Genomic DNA, 6190 nt, shown 5'->3' on the forward strand with positions numbered 1-6190 from the left:
CCGCCCAGGTGACCGGGATCATTTCGCTGGCGGCGTTGAGCTTCATGGTGCACGAGCCCAGCGGGATCATGCTGCGGTCCAGCGCCAGGTCCTTGTCGGCCAGGCGGCGCAGGTAACGCATCAGCTCGGTTTCGCTGTGATAGCGGTTGAACACGGGGTGTTCGAGAAACGCCGACTGGCGGCGCAGCGCGCTGGGCAGCCGGGCGTTGGCGCGCGCGGCCAGCGCCGCGAAGTCCGGCGCAGGCTGACCGGCGCCCAGCACCGTCCACAGCGCTTCGACATCGGCCTGGGAGGTGGTCTCATCCAGTGACAGGCCCAGTTGGCTGGCGCTGATCTGGCGCAGGTTGATGCCTTGGGCGCGGGCCTGGTCATGCAGCTGCGCGGTGGCGGCGCCGGTGTCCAGGGTGAGGGTGTCGAAAGCGCTCTCGCCCAGTACCTTCACGCCCAGGTCAGTCAGGCCCTGGGCCAGGATCGAGGTCAGCCCATGCACACGCTCGGCGATCCGGGTCAGGCCCGCCGGTCCGTGATACACCGCGTACATGCTGGCGATGTTGGCCAGCAGCACCTGTGCAGTGCAGATGTTGGAGGTGGCCTTCTCGCGGCGGATATGCTGCTCGCGGGTCTGCATGGCCAGGCGCAGCGCGGTATTGCCGAAGCGGTCGATGGAAACCCCTACCAGGCGCCCCGGCATGTCGCGCTTGAAGCCGTCACGGGTCGCGAAGTACGCCGCGTGCGGGCCGCCGAAACCCAGCGGTACACCCAGGCGCTGGGCAGTACCGATGGCCACGTCCGCGTCGAATTCGCCGGGCGGGGTCAGCAGGGTCAGGGCCAGCAGGTCAGCGGCCACGGCCACCAGGGCGTTGGCCTCGTGCAGGCGCTGCACCAGCGCGCGGTAGTCGAATACCTCGCCATTGCTGGCCGGGTATTGCAGCAACGCACCGAAGAACGCGGATACGTCGGTCAGTTCGCGTTCGTCGCCCACCACCACGTCGATACCCAGTGGCTCGGCACGGGTGCGCAGCACGTCGAGGGTTTGCGGGTGGCAGTGGACCGAGGCGAAGAACGCCTGGCTGGCCTTGTTCTTCGACAGGCGCTTGCAGAAGGTCATGGCCTCGGCTGCAGCCGTGGCTTCATCGAGCAAGGAGGCGTTGCTGATGGGCAGGCCGGTAAGGTCGCTGATCAGGGTCTGGAAGTTCAGCAACGCTTCCAGGCGACCCTGGGAAATTTCCGGCTGGTAAGGGGTGTAGGCCGTGTACCAGGCCGGGTTTTCCAGCAGGTTGCGCAGAATGGGCGCGGGGGTGTGGCAGTTGTAATAGCCCTGGCCGATATAGGTCTTGAACAGCTGGTTGGTGCCGGCGATGGCCTTGAGCGCGGCCAGTGCGTCGGTCTCGCTCTGGCCGTCGGCATCGCCCAGCACGCTGGTGCCCTTGATGGTGCCGGGGATCACGGCATCGCTCATGGCATCGAGCGAGTCGAAGCCCAGGCTGTCGAGCATGGCCTGCTCATCGGCGGCGCGTGGGCCGATGTGGCGAGCGATGAATTCGTTGGCAGTACTGAGGTTCAGGGTCATGGGAGCGTTCTCAGGCATCGGCGGTGGCGGTGAGCAAGCGGTCGTAGGCGTCCTGGTCGAGCAGCGCGGCAACGGCCTCGGGCTGGTCGGGTACGAAGCGGAAGAACCAGCCCTCGCCAAGCGGCTGTTCATTGACCTGCTCCGGCTGCTCGGCCAACTGTTCATTCACGGCCACAACCTCACCGGCCAGCGGCATGTACACGCCACTGGCGGCCTTTACCGATTCGACCGTGGAGGCTTCCGCACCGGCTTCGTAGTGTTGCAGCTCAGGCAACTGAACATAGACCACATCGCCCAGGGCGCGCTGGGCGTAGGCCGTGATGCCCACCGTGACGCTGCCATCGGCTTCGGCGCGCAGCCATTCGTGATCCTCGGTAAAACGCAACTCGCTCATGAAAAGTCCTCGGGATGCAGGAGGTCAGGCGCAGTGTAGCCCTGCGCTCTGGGTCAGGGTTCACCTAGCAAGAAGGCGGCCAGCTGACGCCTGATGCCCGTGGATCAAGGGTTTGCCTGAAAACGACGGCCAAGCAGTCTCGGCTGATATGGAATGAATTCGATACAGTTGTCCGGGCAGGAAAAATCATGCGCGATCAAACCCTTGCCTGAACGGCGTGAGCCTGCTTCGTATCGATATCATTACACTGGAATGAAATCGTGATAGCACGTTTGAAGCATCCTCCGTTGCCCAGCTGCGGAATGCTCAAACTCAGTTTCAGGTAATAGCCCGCTTATCTGCAGCACGCTCGAGCCATACCCTGATGCTGACCCGCAGCGATCCACAACAGCGTGATGCCGGCAGTCAGTGACGGGACCGCTTTGCGGCCCCACTGATCACATCACGGCTTGACTGACTGGCCTTACCCACAAGAGCGCCCCTTCTCATGACATCCGCCACCTTCATCGCCATGACCCTGTTCGCCTTGGGCATGTCCCTCTCGCCGGGCCCGGTCAACCTGCTGGTCCTTGCCAGCGGTGTCCAGCATGGATTCGGCCGGAGCCTGCCGCTGGTATCCGGGGCTACGGTGGGTTTTACCCTGCTGCTGATCCTTACCGGCGCTGGGCTGAGCAGCGTACTGACGCAATATCCGCTGCTGCTGCACGTGCTGGCACTGGCCGGCGCAGGATTCATTGGCTATATCGGCTACACGCTGGCGACGTGCGCACCCAACCAGGCGACCCCCAGCCAGGCCAGGCCGCGTTTCATGCAGGGATTCTGGCTGCAATGGCTCAATCCCAAGGCCTGGATTGCCTGTGCATCGGGCGTGGCGCTGTTTGCCAACCCCGAGGCCACTGACAGCCTGCTCGCGTTCGTGATCATCTACTTCTTCGTCTGCTACCTGTCACTCGCGGCCTGGGCGCTGCTCGGGGCGCAGGCGGCTGGCGTGCTCGACAGCGAACGCCGCCAGCGCGTGTTCAACCTTATGCTGGCGGCGCTGCTGATCGCCACGGCGGCTTACATGCTGTACCTGCAACTGCGCGATGTCATGCCAGCGCCTGGCCGTTGAAGGCGTTGTACAGCGTATTGATGAGGCGGTAGGCAAGGCTGCTGGTGGCGATGTTCGGTGGCCACACGGCATACACCTTCAGCGGCTCCAGTGCCCAGTCCGGCAGCACGGCCAGCAGCGCTCCACTGGCCAGTGCCCCGGCGCAGAGAAAGTCCGGCGGGGCGGCCAGGCCAACACCCAGCAAGGCCAGCCGATGTGAGGCTTCGACGCTGTCCACTCTCACGCGCGAGGTGTAACTGAGTGCGGCCTGTTCGCCCGTGTGGCGGTGGTGGAACTGGCGGGCGTCGGGGCGCATGCTCAAGCCGATCCAGTCCAGGCTGGCAAGGTCGCCAGGGTGCTGCAGTGGCCCGTGCTGGGCCAGGTAAGCTGGGCTGGCAACCACGCGACGCGGCAGCAGAAACAGATGGCGTGCTTTCAGGCTGCTGTCAGGCAGGTCACCAATGCGAAAGGCCACGTCGATGCCGTCGGCGATGATGTCGTGGCGGCTGTCATCGCAGCTGATGCTCATGCGCAGGTCTGGGTGGTCCCGGATGAACCTTGCCAGGTGCTGGCTGAAAGCGCTGTTGATGAACAGCGCGGGCATGGAGATGCGCAGGCTCTGTTGGGTCGATACCGCGCGCTGCTTGAACTCGATCACACCCTTTTCGTACAGCGCCAGCATGGCTTGGGCGGTGCCCAGCAGTTCGGCGCCCGCCGGGCTCAGCGACAGCTTGCGGGTGTTGCGATAGAGCAGGGCGGTATCGAGATTGTGCTCAAGCCGGGCAAGGTGCTGGCTGGCGGTGGCGGTGCTCAGGTTCAGCGCCTTGGCGCCGCCGGAGATCGAGCCGACCTCGGCGATCTTGGCAAACACGATCAGGTAGCGAATGTCATCGATCATAGCGGGCGCCGCTTGTCTGGTCTGAGAGGGGGCCCAAGCCTAGCAGCAAACACACTAGCCCTTGCCCCCATCGCACTCGCCATCGAACCCCTCAGCGCTCACCCACGAAGGCGCCCGTCACGGCTGGCTGGCGCCGGCGCATCATGAAATACGCCACCACCACCAGCAGGGACGTGCCCAGGGTGAACCAGAACTGGAAGCGCGAAGTCGGCTCGAAGGCCTGGGTAGCGATGACCCCGACCAGCGCCAGCAACGCAAGGATATTGGCGTAGGGGAACAGCCAGGCGCGGAAGGCCGTGGGGTCGACCGGCTCGAAGCGGGTCTGCCAGCGCATGGCCAGGTGAGCGAGGATGATGAAGATCCACACGATCATCACGAAGGTGCCACTGCTCTTGGCCAGGGTCATGAACAGGTCGCCGCCGCTGGCGAAGTGCACGCTGAGGATGCCCAGGCAGATGCACAGGCTCAGCAGCAAGGCATTGAGCGGAACACCCTGGGTGGTGGTGCGCGAGAACAGTTTCGGTGCATGGCCACGTTCGCTCAGCGAGAACAGCATGCGCGAGTTGGAGAACATGAACGAGTTCATCACCGACATGAAAGAGATGAACAGCACGATCTTCATCGCCACCGCAGCACCCGTAAAGCCCGCCAGGTTGAACAGCGAGACATAGGGCGAGGCCAGGTTGGCCTTGTCGGTCCACGGCAGGCAGAGGATCAGGATCGACACCGAACCGACGTAGAACAGCATCACCCGCACGATCACGCTCTTGATTGCGCGAATCACGTTCTGCCGCGGATTTTCCGATTCGCCTGCGGCCACGGCGGCAATCTCGCTGCCGCCGAGGGAGAAGATCACCACCACCACCCCGGCCATCACCGGCGACAGGCCGTTGGGCATGAAACCGTCGTGGGCGGTCAGGTTGACCAGGCCAGGCGAGGGGATGTCGCTGTGCAGGCCCATCAGGATGGAGATGCCCAACGCCATGAAGATCAGGATGGTCGCGACCTTCATCGCCGCCAGCCAGTACTCGACTTCGGCGAACGAGCGGACCGAATAGGCATTGCTCGCCATCAGTGTCACCAGCATGAACACCGCACCCGCCCAGATGGGCAACCACGGCAGGAAATCATGCAGGATGGCGCCGAGCAGCACCGCTTCCAGGGTGATGGTCATCATCGACTTGAACCAGTACAGCCAGCCCACGGTGAAGCCGGCCCATTCGCCCAGGTAGCTGTTGGCGTAGGTCGAGAACGAACCGGCATCGGGGTTGCGGCAGGCCATTTCGCCGAGCATGAACATCACCAGGGTCACCACCAGACCGCCGATGAAGTACGCCAGGATCGCGGCCGGGCCGGCCGAGGCGATCAACGAGCCAGAGCCCATGAACAGCCCCGCGCCGATGACGCCACCCAGGGCGATCATGGTGACGTGACGTTGCTTCAGGCTCTGCTTGAGACCATTGGATTGCATTTGCGTGTCCTCTCTTATTATTGGGAAGAACCGGCACTGCCTGGCTGAGGCGGCGGTGCGCGTCAGTCGAGTCGGTTCCCACACAGGCATCGTGGTGCGCTGCGTCAATGCCTCCAGCCTGACTGGGCATTGGCCATCAGGCCTGCAACCTTGGACAAGCGGACGCTATTGCTCAAACGAATTCTGCGCACAACATCCTGCGTTTTTTTCCTGAGGAGCTCGGAATAGAGCCCACGGCGTGAGGCTCAGGGCTTGCACGGAATGAACCCCGCACCGGGCAGGCCGGCGCGGAGGCTATTTTTCCTTGCCGATGCCGTACTTGCGCAAGCGCTGGGCGATGGCGGTGTGGGACGTTTGCAGGCGCGCGGCGAGCAGGCGCGTGGAGGGGTAGCTGGCGTACAGGCGTTGCAGCAACTCGCGCTCGAAGTCGCCCACGGCGCGCTCCAGGCTGGCCACGCCGCCCACCTGGCCGCTGGCCACGGCGGTGCCAGCGATGTCCAGGTCGTCGATCTCGACCACCTGGCGCTCGCAGATGGCGGCGGCGCGGAAGATCACGTTGTGCAACTGGCGCACGTTGCCGGGCCAGGGGTTGGCCAGCAGCGCGGCGTGGGTGGCAGGGCTCAAGCGGCAGGGCGGGCGCTGGATCTGCGTGCAGGCCTGGGCCATGAAACCCTGTGCCAGCAGCAGAATGTCTTCACCGCGCTCGCGCAGCGGGGGCACCTGCAGGTTGAGCACGTTGAGCCGGTAGAAGAGGTCTTCACGGAAGG

General features: G+C 64.3%; 5 protein-coding genes and 1 pseudogene. 1 reads left to right on the forward strand and 5 read right to left on the reverse strand.

The annotated features are described in order from the left end of the window. A pseudogene (locus RT028_RS06305) lies at positions 1–1570 on the reverse strand (glycine dehydrogenase (aminomethyl-transferring)); the annotation flags it as partial. Between the two features lie 10 nt (positions 1571–1580). Continuing rightward, positions 1581–1964, reverse strand: a complete 384-nt coding sequence (gene gcvH / locus RT028_RS06310) for a glycine cleavage system protein GcvH (protein ID WP_312933617.1) — start codon at positions 1962–1964, stop codon at positions 1581–1583. A 487-nt stretch (positions 1965–2451) separates the two neighbouring features. On the opposite strand from gcvH, the gene RT028_RS06315 reads away from it, so the two are divergent. Beyond that, positions 2452–3075, forward strand: a complete 624-nt coding sequence (locus tag RT028_RS06315) for a LysE family translocator (protein WP_312933619.1) — start codon at positions 2452–2454, stop codon at positions 3073–3075. Here the strand turns inward: RT028_RS06315 and RT028_RS06320 are convergent. The 3 genes from RT028_RS06320 to RT028_RS06330 all read right to left on the reverse strand — a co-directional run. Beyond that, entirely contained in the window at positions 3053–3952 is a 900-nt protein-coding gene (locus RT028_RS06320) for a LysR family transcriptional regulator (RefSeq protein ID WP_312933621.1), read from the reverse strand. The two genes, RT028_RS06315 and RT028_RS06320, sit on opposite strands and share 23 nt — an antisense overlap. A gap of 91 nt (positions 3953–4043) precedes the next feature. Beyond that, complete coding sequence (locus RT028_RS06325) at positions 4044–5423, reverse strand: amino acid permease (protein WP_312933622.1); 1380 nt, start codon at positions 5421–5423, stop codon at positions 4044–4046. Between the two features lie 294 nt (positions 5424–5717). Next, the coding region (locus RT028_RS06330; RefSeq protein WP_409567183.1) for a TyrR/PhhR family helix-turn-helix DNA-binding protein at positions 5718–6190 on the reverse strand (473 nt) is incomplete at its 5' end.

Origin of the sequence: Pseudomonas sp., from assembly GCF_032058845.1 — a bacterium.
In the GTDB taxonomy this organism is placed as follows: domain Bacteria; phylum Pseudomonadota; class Gammaproteobacteria; order Pseudomonadales; family Pseudomonadaceae; genus Aquipseudomonas.